Genomic DNA, 14,445 nt, shown 5'->3' on the forward strand with positions numbered 1-14,445 from the left:
CGACTACTAATCGATCCGTTGAGTATTATACTCGTGTTACTTTACCTGATTTAAGAGTTCGAGCAGAAATCCATACTTTCTTTGGCTTTCCGTCAACTAAGATCCGAACTTTTTGCAAGTTTGGCTTCCAGCTACGACGACTTGAGTTCAAAGCGTGTGAGCGCTTGTTGCCAAAATGAGTACGCTTGCCATTAATAAAATCTTTAGCCATGGGTAACAAATCTCCCTTCTTTGCAATTTTAGTGTTTCTTTCTGATTCATTACACTAGAACAATTTATCATATCTACCCCGACATTGCAATACTTTTCTTTCAAGTAATTATACTTGACAGGGACACTCAAGCTAGTTAAGTTTACTTTGGTTTTTGGCCTGATTGTGGTAATATTAACTATCGTTATAGGTAATAGATTAAAATCAAGGAGGCTGCAGTTTATGGCCGTCAAAATTAAAACTAAGTTCGGAACAGTTGACATTGATAATGATGTCATTGCTAATGTTGTGGGTGGCGCCGCAACCGATAATTATGGCGTTGTTGGAATGGCCAGCCGTAATCAACTGCGAGACAACGTGAATGTTATTTTGAACCGCGAAAATTATTTCAAAGGCGTTGAAGTTAAGCAGCACGATAATGATATCATCATTAACGTCTATATTATTGTGGCGTATGGCAACAAAATTTCTGAAATTTCTAAAAATGTTCAATCAAAAGTTAAGTACAATCTGCAGAGCATGCTTGGAGTAACTGCAAATTCGGTCAATGTAATTGTCCAGGGCGTTCAGGTACTAAACGACTAATTGATTACTGATATTGACCAAGGAGGACAAGTAGTTGAAAGTAGCAAAAATTACCAATACCGAATTTACGGCAATGGTTCAAGCAGCAGCAAACAAATTAAATAAAAATTCTGAATTCATTAATTCTTTAAACGTTTTTCCAGTTCCTGATGGTGATACCGGCACAAATATGAGTCTATCGATGGCAAGCGGTTACAAATATGTCAATAAAGACGTCAAAACTAACGTCGGTGATCTTGCCGGCGCACTTGCCAAGGGCCTGTTAATGGGTGCCCGGGGAAACTCTGGGGTTATTTTATCGCAGATCTTCAGAGGATTCCAAAAGTCAACCGAGGGTAAAGAAACTTTAAGTGCTCAAGACCTTTCTGATGCATTTATTGTGGGGACAGAGACTGCCTATAAATCAGTTATGAAACCCACTGAAGGAACTATTTTGACGGTCGTTAGAATGGCGGCTCAAGCTGGTAAAAAGAAGGCAGCCACGACTAATGACGTGGTTGCCGTAATGGACGCCATCTATGAAAGTTCAACTAAAGCGTTGGAAAAGACACCTGACCTGCTGCCCGTTTTAAAACAAGTTGGAGTGGTTGACTCAGGTGGTCAAGGATTGGTGTTTGTCTTGGAGGCGTTCGATGACGTGCTTAATGGCCGTAGTGAAGCTGAAAGCGGTGAACATCAACCCAATGATGCCGAGTTAAATCAAATGATTCATGCAGCCGATCAAAGTGTTCAAAGCAAGTTAAATCCAGAAGATATTGTGTATGGGTATTGTACCCAAATCATGGTTCGGATTGGTAAAGGTCGCGAAGTTGACCATAAGTTCGATTATCAGACTTTTTACGATTATCTCGCAAAATTGGGTGATTCACTCTTAGTGGTGAATGATGAAGATATTGTGAAGGTCCACGTCCACACTGAACATCCTGGCAAAGTCCTTGCTTGGGGTCAAGAATTCGGTGACTTGGCAACTGTAAAGGTCGATAATATGCGACTCCAACAGGAAACGATCATTGAGAATGATGCAGAAACTTCTGACAATGATGAATCCGCTGTTCAAAAAGCCGAAAGCTTGAATGGTGGTCAGCCACAATCCGATACCGCCGTGATTTCCGTATCGTCAGGAAAGGGGTTAAACACCCTGTTTAAGAGCCTTGGGGTTAATTATATTGTGAGTGGTGGCCAAACGATGAATCCCAGCACTGAGGATATTGTCAACGCAATTAATGAAACTCATGCAAAGAAAGCCATCGTGCTACCTAATAATAAAAATATTTTCTTAGCGGCTGAACAAGCGGCCAAAGTAGCAGATATTCCAACTGTGATCGTTCATTCCAAAACGATTTCTCAAGGGATTACCGCCATGCTTGGCTTCAATCCTGAAAGTTCACTCGATGAAAATCAAAAATCGATGGAAGACAATTTAAGTACAGTTAAATCCGGTCAAGTAACGACTGCCATCCGGGATACTGAAATTAATGGTTTTTCGATTAAGAAGGATCAATTCATGGGAATTGTTGATGGCGATATTGTTACGACGGGTGACGATCTTGTCAAAACTGCTACTGACATGGTTGCCAAAATGCTCGATGATGACAGTGAGGCAATTACCGTCATTTGGGGTGATGGGGCTAATGAGTCCTTAGCAGATCAGGTTCAAACAGCCGTTTCCGAGATGGATGACGAGTTAGAAGTTGAGGTTCATGAAGGAGATCAACCGGTATATCCATTCTTGATTTCCGTTGAATAAGTTCTTGTTAAAAGTTTGGTCGCCAATTGGCCAAGCTTTTATTTGTATTTTTTGAAATGAGGGAAATAAAGTGAGCAGTCTAACCGATTCAGTCGCAGTATTAAAGGGAGTTGGCGAAAAACGGCTGACAGCTTTAAATAAGCTTGGCATTCATACAATTAACGACTTACTGACCTATTTTCCTCGTCGTTACGATGATCTGTCGCTCAAGGATTTGGGAACGGCCGTCGATGGTCAGAAAGTGACCGTTAAAGGACAAGTCATTACCACACCGACTTTGAACTTTTTTGGTCGCAAGAAAAGTCGGCTGAGCTTTCGGCTCAAAATTGATGGTAATATCTATAACGTCACTTTCTTCAACCAACCATGGCTAAAAAAACAACTTGAATTGGAAGCTGAAGTGATTATTTTTGGTACATTTAACCTGAATCATAACCAGATTCAGGGAATGAAAATTTTAAACGGTGACAAAAGCGATACCTATGATTCAATCTACCCGAGCAATAAAGAAGTTAAACAAAATACCATTAAGCAATTAATTCAACTGGCTTTCAAACAGTATGAAAATATTCTGGTGGATATCATTCCAACGTCTTTACGCCAAAAATATCGACTCGAAAGCTTTCACGATACGATCAAAAATATTCACTTTCCATCATCGCCGATCGCAGCCAAACGCGCTTTTCGAACGGCTAAGTTTATGGAATTCTTTTTGTTTGCAATGAAAATTCAATTGTTAAAAGCGACTCATCGTCAACCAGACCCAAAGTCCAAGATCATTTATGATCCCAAGCTAATCAAATCGTTCACTCAACAATTACCGTTCGCACTTACCCAATCGCAGCAAAAAGTTATGAATGAAATTTTAACCGATCTCAAAAATCCAATTGAAATGAACCGGCTGCTGCAAGGAGATGTTGGTAGTGGAAAAACGGTTGTCGCGGCGATTGCCATTCTAGCGGCGATCAGTTCAGGTCGTCAGGCGGCAATTATGGCCCCAACAGAAATTTTGGCTGAACAGCATTCTAACAGTTTTGCTAAAATGTTCGCGGGCTTTGATGTCAATATTGCTCTCTTAACTGGCGCAACTTCAGCCCTGGCAAGACGGGCAATGCTACCAAGCATTCAATCTGGTGAAGTTAATCTGATCGTTGGCACCCATGCCTTGTTTCAGGATCAGGTGGATTATCATAATCTGGGACTGGCTGTTATTGACGAGCAACATCGATTCGGTGTCAATCAGCGGCAGGCACTTCGTCAAAAGGGTACCAGCACAAATATGCTTGCAATGACGGCAACCCCGATTCCCCGAACGCTCGCGATCACAATGTATGGTGATATGGATGTGTCAGTAATCGACGAGTTACCCAAGGGAAGAAAGCCCATTAAAACAACTTGGATCACTTCAGCGAAAACCGAATCCGCATTGAGGTTTGTCAAAAAACAACTCGAATCTGGAAGTCAGATTTATGTGGTCACGCCGTTGATTGAAGAATCCGAAGCCGTTGATATGAAAAATGCCCTGGCTATCTTTGAACGTTTCAAAGCTATTTTTGAACCCCAATTTACGGTCGGTTTGTTGCATGGGCGAATGTCCAATCAAGAAAAAGATGAGGCAATGACCGATTTTAAAGAAAATAAGTTTCAAGTATTGGTCGCCACAACCGTCATTGAAGTGGGAGTGGATGTTGCCAATGCCAACACTATGCTGATTTTTGACGCCGATCATTTTGGCTTGGCCCAACTTCATCAGTTGCGTGGCCGAGTTGGCCGAGGGGAAAAACAGTCTTACTGTATTTTGATTGCCGATCCGCGAAATGAAATTGGTAAGAAGCGAATGAAAGCTGTTGCCAGCAGTACGGACGGTTTCTTTCTTTCCCAAAAAGACCTCGAACTTCGTGGCCAGGGAGATATCACTGGCCTCAAACAATCAGGGATGCCTGATTTTAAAGTAGCCGATCCAGTTGGTGACCTCAACATTTTGACGGTTGCCAACCAAGAGGCCCAAAGTATTACCGTGAATTCAGATTGGCAAAAAAAGCCAGAAAATGTACAATTAGCTAAGTATTTAAAATACACACAAACCATTACCACTGATTAAGGGGATAAAAAATGAAAATCGCAGTTGACGCAATGGGCGGAGATTACGCCCCAAAAGAAATTGTCGAAGGAATTGAATTAGCTCGGGATGCTTATCCGGACGTTGAATTCTTATTATTTGGTCAAACTGATCAAGTAAAAAAATATTTGAAGAATGACCACAACATTCAGCTTATCCAAGCAGATGAAGTGATTGAAATGGGCGACGAACCGGTTAAGGCCGTTCGAACCAAAAAACAGTCCAGCATCGTATTAGCAGCGACTGCCGTTAAAGAAGGAACCGCCGATGCATTCTTTTCTGCCGGGAATACCGGAGCCATTTTAGCAGCCGGCTTATTTATTGTCGGTCGAATTAAGGGCATTGATCGGCCTGGCTTAACAACCACCTTACCAGTGATTACCGGTAAGGATACCGGTAAATTTGTCATGATTGATGTTGGGGCCAACGCTGATACAAAAGTATTGAACATTTATCAGTATGCCTTGATGGGCAAGTATTATGCTCAAAATGTCCATAAAGTTACCAACCCACGAATTGGCTTATTGAATAATGGAACTGAAGCTGACAAAGGTGACATGAATCACCGCAAAGTGCATGACCTATTAGCTGCTGATAAAGATTTAAACTTTATTGGTAATGTCGAATCCCGTGAACTTTTAAATGGTGCTGCCGATGTCGTTGTAACGGATGGTTTCACTGGTAATGCCGTCTTGAAGAGTATCGAAGGAACTGCTCTCTCGATGCTAAAACTGATCAAGGGCAGTATCATGAATGGCGGCGCAAAGTCCAAGTTTGGCGCCCTCATGTTAAAGAGTACCTTTGGCGAAATCGCCGATTCAATGGATTATTCTCAGTATGGCGGTGCGGTTTTGCTGGGCGTCAAGGCGCCAGTTGTTAAAACCCATGGCAGTAGTAAAGCGCCAACGGTTAAAAATACCATCGGCCAAATCAGAGAAATTATTGATTCTCGTATGATTGCTGACTTAAACACCTATGTCACCGATCATGCTGAGGATTTAAAACAAATTAAAGATAGTATCAAAAGCAGTAAATAGTTTGATATAATAAGATTTAGTTAATCTATAAATTGAAATAGGTGGATAGGATTGGACAAACAAGAAGTTTTTAATAAAATTGCAGATTTAGTTGCCGATCAATTCGATGTCGATCGTGATAAAATCACTGGTTCTCTCAACTTCAAGCAGGATTTGGATGCCGATTCAATTGACTTTGTCGAATTTGTGTTAGACCTCGAAGATACTTTTAATGCAGAAATTTCTGACGAAGATGCTGAGAAGCTCAACACGATTGATGAAGCAGTTGATTTTGTCATGAAGAACCAAAAATAACTGCATTTTTACGATAACGAACGATTCGTAGGCAAGCAACCGATAAGATTGGAATTATTTCGACTGAGATATAATTTCAATTTTTTACTGTTTAATAAAATAAATTTGGAGGCAGCGGATTGATAAAAGGCTTGAATGAAATGTTGAAAAATGACTTCAATATTCATATTGATAATCAGGATTTGCTTGATGAGGCGTTTACTCAAGCATCTTATGTTAATGAGCATAAAGGCCAGAATCTAAAGTTTTATGAGCGCCTGGAATTCTTGGGCGACGCGGTGCTACAACTGATCGTATCTTCATATATCTTTAAGCGATATCCGAAGATGCCTCAAGGACGACTCACTCGTTTAAGAGCTGCCATGGTTAATGAAAAAAGCTTCAGTACTTTCGCTCGGGAGTGTAACTTTAACAAGTACATTCGCCTTGGGCGCGGGGAAGAAAAGGCTGGCGCTCGAGATCGTGACTCACTACTCTGTGATATCTTTGAATCATTTGTCGGTGCATTATATTTGGATCAGGGTCAGCCAACCGTGGAAAAATTTGTCCAGCAAGTCATTTTTCCCAAGTTGGATGAAGGGATGTTTGCAGAGTTCTTTGACCACAAGACAGAACTTCAAGAATTAGCCCAAGCAGAGGGGCCAGTCGACATCGATTACGAATTGATCGATGAATTTGGTCCGGATAACGATCGCTCATTCAAAGTGAATGTTTCAATCGGTGGTAAATTATTTGGGGTTGGCGTGGGCCATTCAAAAAAAGCAGCCGAACAACACGCAGCGCAGCAGGCGCTTACCCATTTTGACACCGAGGGCGATAATCTTGTTTAGATTGGAGAAACACAGTGCAACTTAAATCCATCGAAATTATTGGTTTTAAATCTTTTGCAGATAAAACCAGAATAGATTTCCCTGGTGGGATGACCGGAATTGTCGGCCCAAATGGAAGTGGCAAAAGTAACATAGCCGAGTCAATCCGTTGGGTAATGGGGGAACAGTCTGCCAAAAATCTACGGGGATCGAAAATGCCGGATGTGATTTTTTCCGGTTCAGCTGATCGCCGCTCTTTGGGTATGGCTTTCGTGACCCTAACGTTGGATAATTCCGATCGCTATATCAATACGCCACTTGATGATTTACAAATTTCCCGAAAGCTGTTCAGGAATGGCGACAGCTCTTACTTTATCAACGATAAGCAGTGTCGTTTAAGAGATATTACCGATTTGTTTATGGATACTGGGATTGGTCAAGGTTCACTTTCAATTATTTCTCAAGGGAATGTTGAAGAAATCTTTAATAGCAAACCAATTGAAAGGCGCTCGGTGATTGAAAATGTTGCTGGAGTTTATAAATATAAGCAACACAAGCAAACGGCTCAAAAAGAAATTGATGAAACAACTGATAATTTAAACCGAGTTGAAGACATCATCAATGAATTACAGGTTCGTCTTCAACCGTTAGAAGAACAAAGCAGTTTGGCAACCGACTATTTGGATCAGAAAAAGCGGTTGGATACACTGTTAAAGCAACAATTGGTGTTGGCAACCACTCAGCTCCTTTCAGAAACTCAAGCTCTAAAAGCTTCATCAACTGCAAAGCAAGCCATTGTCACTAAATTAACCAAACAAGTTGCCGAGGGGAATCATCAACAAGACTCTCTCAAACAGCAGGTAAATGATGGACGTAAACAGATTGACGATCTGAATGACCAGCTTTTAGAAACTGCTAAAAAAATTCAATCTCTAAAGAGTCAGCATCAATTAACCACGCAAGAAAAGAGTTTCAAGAATGCTGATTTAAACCGGATCACTGAACAGATTAAATTAACTCAAAACCAAATTGATGATTATCAAATTAGGCTGTCCCAGTTCGCAGATCAACAACACCAACTTAAAGCAGACCTTAATGTCAATACTACCGAACTGACCAAGATCACGACCAGCCAACAACAAAATAGTGTTGCGGCAATCGAGACTAAGATCGAGGCATTAAGAAATCAGTATGTCGATCTCCTTCAAGAACAGGCCAATATTAAGAATCAGGTTAACGATCAGGTTCATGACAACCAGCGGACCCATGAAAAAATTGTCGCGCAACAAGCCCGGATCGATCAAGCAGATAATGAAGTTAAAACACTTCAGGAACAATATGAAGCTTTGAAGTTGAAACTTGCTGGCAGTCATCATGAACTTGAAACAAATCAACAAAAATTAGCTGATTTAGAAAAAGTACTCGCTAAAAACAAGAAGATTGTCGACGATCATCAAGCTAACTGGTTAGCAGCCTTGAAAGTCGCTGAAGAAGCCAAGGCCAAGGCAACTTCACTGAGGCAGTTACATGATTCTTACCGCGGATTTTACCGCGGCGTTTCAAATCTGCTTCGGCATAAAGATCAACTGAATGGCATTTTAGGCCCAGTTGCCGACTATTTGAAAGTTGATCCAAAATACGTTAAAGCGGTTAATACGGCATTGGGCAGCCAAGTACAGCATGTCATTGTTGAAGACAATCGATCGGCGGCCGCTGCAATTAAGTATTTAACTCAAGGCCGCCTGGGACGGGTCACACTGTTGCCAATCTCCACCATTTCTGCCCGTTCCCTCAACACGGAAATTGTGTCAGCTGCTAGGCAAGCCCAGGGCTACATCGGGATTGCCTCTGAACTGGTTTCGATGCCTGATCAATTAAACCAGATTAAAGCGTTTCTTCTTGGCACAACTTTAATTGCGGATCAATTGGACCACGCAATTGAAATGAGCCAATTGGTTCACCACCGAACCCGAATTGTCACGTTGGATGGTCAAGTTGTCAATGCTGGTGGTTCACTAACGGGTGGCGCTAATCGTGGGGATGATCAAGGCGTCCTGATTCAGAAAACTGAATTAGAAGCACTAATCAAGTCCACAGCAGAAATGAGTCAAAAATTAGCGGAAAAAGAAACAATGCTTAACCATGCCAAATCTGAGCTTCAAAAGATCATTGATTCCCATGAACGTGGTCGCCAAAACGTCTTTGAACTGAAACAAATTGATGAAAATCAAAATCAGCAGTTCAATAAGTTAGCCGAGGAATTAGCGAAAAAGCAACGGGCCGCAGAAACTTACAAATTAGCCTTGAAGAACCTCTCAAGCAGCTCTGAATCTGACACTCAACCCGATTTAACTGCAAAGAATCAGTCCATTCAAACAGAACTTGATCAGATCAATCACCAGTTGACCCAGCAAAAAGATTGCCTGGCTCACGTTAAAGGACTCTCTGAGAAGTATTCAAAGGCCAAACAGGCAGTTCACGATCAGATCGTCGTGGCCAAACAAAAGATCCAACAAACTGAACGCTCCCAGAATGAGATTCACGATCAAATCAAAGCGCATCAATCAACGTTACAGGAATTGCAGGACCAACGAGACCAACATATTGCCGAATTGGCTGAAACGGTTGATGCTGGTAAATTGAATCATGAAATCAAGCAAGCCGTTCAATTACAAGTTGATCTTAACAAGCAATTGGCGATCAAAAAGCAACAGGTTGCCGATGACGATCAACAATTAGATCGTTTGGGTCAACGCATCCAGTCTGATCAGCTGAACCTTAATAACGCCAAGTATGAACTGCAAGAAGTCACAGTTAAATTACAAAAATCAACTCAAACCCTTCAAGCAAATTACAAACAGCTACAATCAAATTATGACATCGATCCCAAACAAATTGGCAATCTCAAGCTCGATGTTACGATTGAGCATGTTAATAATCAAATTAAGATGCTTCGAACAGGGATTGATGAAATCGGTCCGGTGAACATTTCAGCCATTCAAGAGTTTAAAGAGGTTTCGGACCGCTACAATTTCTTGATCAAGCAGCAGCAAGATCTGCTTGACGCTAAGAATCACTTGACAGAAACAATGGCCGATATGGATTCAACCATTAGTAACAAATTTGCCACAGCCTTTAAGGATGTGGCTCAGGCCTTCTCGAAGGTCTTTGTCGACATGTTTGGTGGTGGTGAGGCAAAATTAGTTTTAACAGACCCTGAGGATTTGCTGACAACAGGAATTGAGATTATGGTGAAACCGCCTGGAAAAAATTATCGCAGTTTGAGCTTACTTTCAGGTGGTGAAAAGGCGTTGACTGCCATTACATTGTTGTTTGCAATCATTAAAGTCCGACCAGTGCCATTCTGTATCTTGGATGAAGCTGAGGCCGCACTAGATCCATTTAATGCCGACAGATTTGCCAAGTTTTTAAAACGTTTCGGTGATCAGACCCAGTTTGTGGTCATTACTCATCGAAAGGAAACCATGATTTACGCTGATCAACTTTACGGGGTAACCATGCAAGAATCAGGCGTATCAAAAGTTGTTACTGTTAATTTGGATAATTTACAAACGGAGGTGAGCTAATGGGGTTATTTGATATTTTTAAACGTCGCTCCAAAAAGAATGAGGAACCAGAAAAGAAGCCAGAACCAAGCAAGTCAACTGAGAGCCAACCGACTAGTGACCAACAACCCGCTACTGAAAAGTCCAACGATGCCAAATCAGCTGAATCTAATGCTCCTAGCTCAGCGGCAATCAGTTCAGAATCATCACGGGCTACCTCAACAGCAGCCGCTGAAAATTCAGACCAGCCAGAAGCTGCCAAAGATTCCGATCAGCCAATAAAAGAGCAATCTCAGGCAACTCTAACTGCAGATGAAAAGGATGCTACTGTCACTGCCGATATAAGCCAGTCGGAAATTTCTCCAGCATCAAATGAAGCATCCACCGCGTCTCAATCAACCAGTATGGATGATTCTGATTCTGCTCAAGCCAAGCCAGTTTCAACAACCACTGAGGCCAAAGAACAGTCAGATACCACAACTGCTTCATATGAAAAAGGACTAGAAAAATCCCGTTCAACCTTTGGTCAAAAGCTGAATGCTTTGTTGGCTAATTTCCGCCATGTTGATGAGTCCTTCTTCGACGATCTGGAAGATATGTTGATTGAATCTGATGTGGGTTTTGAGACATCAATGCGAATTACCGATGAGTTGCGGGAAGAAGTTAAGCTAGAAAATGCCAAGAAACCCAAAGATGTTCAAAATGTGATTGTCAAAAAACTGATTGATATGTATGATCAAGCCGGCAATGGTGAGAATCCTGCAATTAATATTGCAGCCAGTGGCCCAACTGTTTTGCTGTTTGTCGGGGTAAACGGCGTCGGTAAAACGACAACCATTGGGAAAATGGCGAAGATGTACAAAGATCAAGGGGAAAAGGTTGTTCTGGCTGCTGCTGATACATTTAGGGCTGGTGCCATCGAACAGTTGAACGTTTGGGCCGAACGTGATGGTGTTGATATTGTCAAAGGCAAACCTAAGAGTGACCCGGCATCTGTTGTCTTTGATGCCGTCAAAAAAGCGCGCGATGAAAGTTATGATATTTTGATGGTCGATACTGCCGGTCGATTGCAGAACAAAGTAAATTTGATGAATGAATTAAGTAAAATGAAGAAGATTTTAACGAGAGAAATTCCCGCCGCTCCTCATGAAGTTTTACTGGTTCTTGATGCCACAACTGGTCAAAATGCCATGACCCAGGCAAAGATGTTTAAGGAGGCCACCGACGTGACTGGGATCGTCTTGACTAAGTTGGATGGAACTGCCCGTGGTGGGATTGTTTTAGCCATCCGGAGTGAACTTCACTTGCCAGTCAAATATGTTGGGCTGGGCGAAAAAGTCACTGACTTGAAGCCGTTTGACCCTAATGACTTTGTATATGGCTTGTTTAAAGGTCTTATTTCTGAATAATGATCTGCTTAGATAACGGTTGTGATTGACGGTCTCAGGAAAAATCTGTAGTCTAGGGTTATGCGTCATGATAACTAAAAGGGGTTTCAAAATGGAACTGGAAAAAAACAACTATATTAATTCCTTGTTCGAATTTTACGAACCATTACTCACAAAAAAACAGGCGAATTATATTCAATTGTATTATGCAGATGATTTTTCACTCGGCGAAATTGCGGAAGAATACGATGTCAGTCGTCAAGCAGTATATGACAATATCCGCCGCTCAGAAAAGATCTTGCAACAATACGAGGACAAGCTCGATTTATATCACAGCTTTGTTGACCGAAATCAGAAACTAGATCAGATTCAAACATATGTCAAAAAGAAGTATCCGACAGACACCAAACTGAATGCCTTAATTTCCAATTTGGAAACAACTGAAGAACAATGAAAGTGGTGAAACAATGGCTTTTGAAGGATTAACAGAACGGCTGCAAAATGCCATGAAAAAGTTACGTGGGAAAGGCAAGGTTTCTCAGGCCGATTTGCGGGAAACAATGCGCGAAATTCGGCTGGCCCTGCTCGAAGCCGACGTTAATTTCCAAGTGGTTCGTGACTTTGTCAAAACAGTCGAGCAACGAGCAACTGGTGCCAAAGTACTGGAAGGGTTGAATCCGTCCCAGCAAATCGTCAAAATTGTTGATGAAGAATTAACCAAGATGATGGGGGATGAGGCCGTTCCCCTGAATAAATCCGAGAAAATTCCGACGATTATCATGATGTCAGGACTTCAAGGTGCCGGTAAAACGACCACTGCAGGTAAACTCGCTTTAAAATTGAAAGACGATCAAAATGCCCGGCCACTTTTGATCGCAGATGATGTTTACCGACCAGCTGCTATCGAGCAACTGCAAACGGTTGGTCAGCAAATCGATGTCCCGGTGTTTCAGCTAGGGACAGACGTAGATCCCGTTGAAATTGCAAAACGTGGTCTCCAGCAGGCTCAAAAGAATCACAATGATTATGTCATCATTGATACAGCTGGTCGTCTCCAAATCGATGAAAAGTTGATGGGCGAGTTAAAGAATATCAAAGATGCTGTCCATCCTGACGAAATTCTGTTGGTGATTGATGCGATGACTGGTCAAAATGCCGTTGCCACGGCTGAAGGATTTAATAAGACCCTTGACGTGACTGGGGTTGTCTTAACCAAGTTAGATGGCGATACCCGTGGTGGTGCTGCGCTTTCTATCCGTGCCGTAACTGAAAAACCGATTAAGTTTGTTGGTCAAGGCGAAAAGATGACCGATTTGGACGTCTTTTATCCAGATCGGATGGCTTCTCGAATCTTGGGAATGGGCGATATGTTATCGCTGATCGAAAAGACTCAGAAGGAATATGACCAAAAGCAAGCTGAAGAACTTCAGGAAAAAATTCAAGAAAATACATTTGATTTCAATGATTTCTTGGATCAGTTATCTCAAATCCAAAAAATGGGGCCAATGGATGAAATCATGAAGATGATTCCAGGGATGGCCAATAATCCCGCCCTCAAGAATGTTAATATGGATCCCAAAGATATGGATCATTTGAAGGCGATCATTTATTCAATGACTGAACAGGAACGGACGAATCCTGACGTTTTGAATCCGTCAAGAAGACGCCGAATTGCCAGAGGATCTGGGCGGCCAATTCAAGAGGTCAATCGGATGATTAAACAATTTGGCCAAATGAAAACGATGATGAACAAAGTCTCAAAAGGGAACATGTCTGGCATGGAAAACATGATGAACGCCGGTGGAATGGGCGGTGGCAAGCTTTCCAAGCTGGCGATGAAGCAATTGAGCCGGAGAATGAAGAAGAATAAAAAACGCCGAAATAAGAAAAGGAAGCGTCGCTAAACTCCACTTGTGATTCTCATAGTCACTTTCTTTTATGGTGTAAAGAAAAAAACCTTTACAACCTTTCTAATTACTGGTATATTATTAATCGTTAAATGATTATAGGAGGTAAAATACATGTCAGTTAAGATTCGCTTAAAGCGCATGGGTTCAAAGAAGCGTCCATACTACCGTATCGTTGTTGCAGATTCACGTAGCCCTCGTGATGGTCGTTTCATTGAAAACGTTGGTACTTATAGCCCATTATCACAACCAGCCAAAGTTACTCTTGAAGAAGCGTCAATTATGAACTGGTTAAACAATGGTGCTCAACCATCTGATACTGTTCGTAACTTGCTATCAGATGCCGGTATCATGAAGAAATATCACGAAGCTAAATACTCAAAAAAGTAAAGTGAGTGATTAAACATCATGGTTAGTATTGATGGATTAATAAAAAAGATTGTCTCACCATTAGTTGATTATCCAAAACAGATTGAGATTTCTCATAATGAATCCGATCGTTTTATGGAATATCATCTGCGGTTAAACGAAGATGATATTGGTAGAATTATTGGTAAACATGGTCATGTCATTCAAACAATTCGAACGATTGTTTATAGCGTTCCCGTTGAAGGACAGAAGAAAGCTCGTTTAATAGTCGATGATGGCAAACAGTGAGTTCTTGAGCGAAACGAATGTTTTGTTTAAGAACTTTTTTCTTATCCCGAAGTGTCAAATCAAGTGCAACAGTTAATGACCTATTCCAATGATTGGTCTAGTTAGTCAGCTAGACCTGGTAATAG

Annotated in this window: 13 protein-coding genes; 12 read left to right on the forward strand and 1 reads right to left on the reverse strand. The window is 41.5% G+C overall.

Annotation, left to right across the window (positions count from 1 at the left end; genetic code table 11):
• Positions 1-25: 25 nt before the first annotated feature.
• Positions 26-211 (reverse strand): 50S ribosomal protein L28, encoded by a 186-nt coding sequence (gene rpmB, locus KTE19_RS04245; protein WP_008856832.1) that lies wholly within the window; start codon positions 209-211, stop codon positions 26-28.
• Positions 212-433: 222 nt separating this feature from the next.
• Here rpmB and KTE19_RS04250 point away from each other — a divergent pair, with 222 nt between their 5' ends.
• The 12 genes from KTE19_RS04250 to KTE19_RS04305 all read left to right on the forward strand — a co-directional run bounded on the left by KTE19_RS04250 (position 434) and on the right by KTE19_RS04305 (position 14,320).
• A complete protein-coding gene (locus KTE19_RS04250) occupies positions 434-796 on the forward strand; it encodes an Asp23/Gls24 family envelope stress response protein (protein ID WP_054746656.1) in 363 nt (120 codons plus the stop codon).
• A gap of 34 nt (positions 797-830) precedes the next feature.
• The gene (locus tag KTE19_RS04255; protein WP_217341689.1) at positions 831-2,543 is read left to right on the forward strand and encodes a DAK2 domain-containing protein; all 1,713 of its coding nucleotides are present in this window, start codon (positions 831-833) and stop codon (positions 2,541-2,543) included.
• Between the two features lie 70 nt (positions 2,544-2,613).
• Entirely contained in the window at positions 2,614-4,644 is a 2,031-nt protein-coding gene (gene recG / locus KTE19_RS04260; protein WP_217341690.1) for an ATP-dependent DNA helicase RecG, read from the forward strand.
• A gap of 11 nt (positions 4,645-4,655) precedes the next feature.
• Positions 4,656-5,699: a phosphate acyltransferase PlsX gene (gene plsX, locus KTE19_RS04265; protein ID WP_217162932.1), complete on the forward strand. Its 1,044-nt coding sequence runs from the start codon at positions 4,656-4,658 to the stop codon at positions 5,697-5,699.
• Positions 5,700-5,750: 51 nt separating this feature from the next.
• On the forward strand, positions 5,751-5,993 hold the full coding sequence (gene acpP, locus KTE19_RS04270) for an acyl carrier protein (protein WP_054746655.1): 243 nt from the start codon (positions 5,751-5,753) through the stop codon (positions 5,991-5,993).
• Positions 5,994-6,112: 119 nt separating this feature from the next.
• Positions 6,113-6,823 (forward strand): ribonuclease III, encoded by a 711-nt coding sequence (rnc, locus tag KTE19_RS04275; protein WP_056982703.1) that lies wholly within the window; start codon positions 6,113-6,115, stop codon positions 6,821-6,823.
• 14 nt (positions 6,824-6,837) lie between these two features.
• Positions 6,838-10,389, forward strand: coding sequence for a chromosome segregation protein SMC (smc, locus tag KTE19_RS04280; RefSeq protein ID WP_217341691.1), 3,552 nt, complete (start codon positions 6,838-6,840; stop codon positions 10,387-10,389).
• Positions 10,389-11,777, forward strand: coding sequence for a signal recognition particle-docking protein FtsY (gene ftsY, locus KTE19_RS04285; protein WP_217341692.1), 1,389 nt, complete (start codon positions 10,389-10,391; stop codon positions 11,775-11,777). Before smc ends, ftsY begins: the two co-directional genes overlap by 1 nt.
• A gap of 91 nt (positions 11,778-11,868) precedes the next feature.
• Entirely contained in the window at positions 11,869-12,210 is a 342-nt protein-coding gene (locus tag KTE19_RS04290; protein ID WP_217162939.1) for a putative DNA-binding protein, read from the forward strand.
• Between the two features lie 13 nt (positions 12,211-12,223).
• A complete protein-coding gene (ffh, locus tag KTE19_RS04295; protein ID WP_217341693.1) occupies positions 12,224-13,660 on the forward strand; it encodes a signal recognition particle protein in 1,437 nt (478 codons plus the stop codon).
• A gap of 117 nt (positions 13,661-13,777) precedes the next feature.
• Complete coding sequence (gene rpsP, locus KTE19_RS04300) at positions 13,778-14,053, forward strand: 30S ribosomal protein S16 (RefSeq protein ID WP_217162944.1); 276 nt, start codon at positions 13,778-13,780, stop codon at positions 14,051-14,053.
• 18 nt (positions 14,054-14,071) lie between these two features.
• Positions 14,072-14,320 carry a KH domain-containing protein gene (locus KTE19_RS04305; protein ID WP_056982711.1) on the forward strand — a complete coding sequence of 83 codons (249 nt, stop codon included), beginning with the start codon at positions 14,072-14,074 and terminating at the stop codon, positions 14,318-14,320.
• The last annotated feature ends 125 nt before the right edge of the window (positions 14,321-14,445 follow it).

This window comes from Lentilactobacillus dabitei (genome assembly GCF_019061365.1).
GTDB lineage: Bacteria > Bacillota > Bacilli > Lactobacillales > Lactobacillaceae > Lentilactobacillus > Lentilactobacillus dabitei.

What these genes read in the sequence shown, in the direction of transcription:
- rpmB (WP_008856832.1), bottom strand. Translation starts at nt 211, where the DNA reads ATGGCTAAAGATTTTATTAATGGCAAGCGTACTCATTTTGGCAACAAG.
- KTE19_RS04250 (WP_054746656.1), top strand. Translation starts at nt 434, where the DNA reads ATGGCCGTCAAAATTAAAACTAAGTTCGGAACAGTTGACATTGATAAT.
- plsX (WP_217162932.1), top strand. Translation starts at nt 4,656, where the DNA reads ATGAAAATCGCAGTTGACGCAATGGGCGGAGATTACGCCCCAAAAGAA.
- ftsY (WP_217341692.1), top strand. Translation starts at nt 10,389, where the DNA reads ATGGGGTTATTTGATATTTTTAAACGTCGCTCCAAAAAGAATGAGGAA.
- KTE19_RS04290 (WP_217162939.1), top strand. Translation starts at nt 11,869, where the DNA reads ATGGAACTGGAAAAAAACAACTATATTAATTCCTTGTTCGAATTTTAC.
- ffh (WP_217341693.1), top strand. Translation starts at nt 12,224, where the DNA reads ATGGCTTTTGAAGGATTAACAGAACGGCTGCAAAATGCCATGAAAAAG.
- rpsP (WP_217162944.1), top strand. Translation starts at nt 13,778, where the DNA reads ATGTCAGTTAAGATTCGCTTAAAGCGCATGGGTTCAAAGAAGCGTCCA.
- KTE19_RS04305 (WP_056982711.1), top strand. Translation starts at nt 14,072, where the DNA reads ATGGTTAGTATTGATGGATTAATAAAAAAGATTGTCTCACCATTAGTT.